This window comes from Rhodosalinus sp. FB01, assembly GCF_041365715.1.
GTDB lineage: Bacteria > Pseudomonadota > Alphaproteobacteria > Rhodobacterales > Rhodobacteraceae > Rhodosalinus.
Map to the genome: position 1 here is coordinate 1 of NZ_JBGFSH010000120.1, position 319 is coordinate 319.

Annotated in this window: 1 protein-coding gene; it reads right to left on the reverse strand. The window is 63.6% G+C overall.

All coding sequences use genetic code 11. The features are described 5' to 3' along the window. Nucleotides 1-17: 17 nt before the first annotated feature. A partial coding sequence (locus tag AB6A65_RS16865; protein ID WP_371039530.1) for a tyrosine-type recombinase/integrase occupies nt 18-319 on the reverse strand: 302 nt, incomplete at its 5' end.

The window sequence follows — 319 nt, forward strand, 5'->3', positions numbered from 1 at the left end:
CGTGCTGCACGCACGCGTCACATGAGGTCGACGATCTTCCGCTGTGCTTCGCCCTCGGCTTCGATGTAGCGCTGCGTGACGGTGAGGGATGAGTGTCCCGCGAGCGCTTGGACGTCGCGGAGCGAGCCTCCCACGGTGCTGATCTTCTTCGCGGCGTTCGTGATGAAGGTGCGACGTCCCGAGTGTGACGAGCAACCTGCCAGTCCGAGGTCGGTATACCAGCGCGTAAACATGTTGACGACAGCTTGTGGGGACGTGCGAGACGCGCGCTCTGTGCGTATGACGTGCGAGGACGCGAGGTCGAAGTCGTCACGCGCAC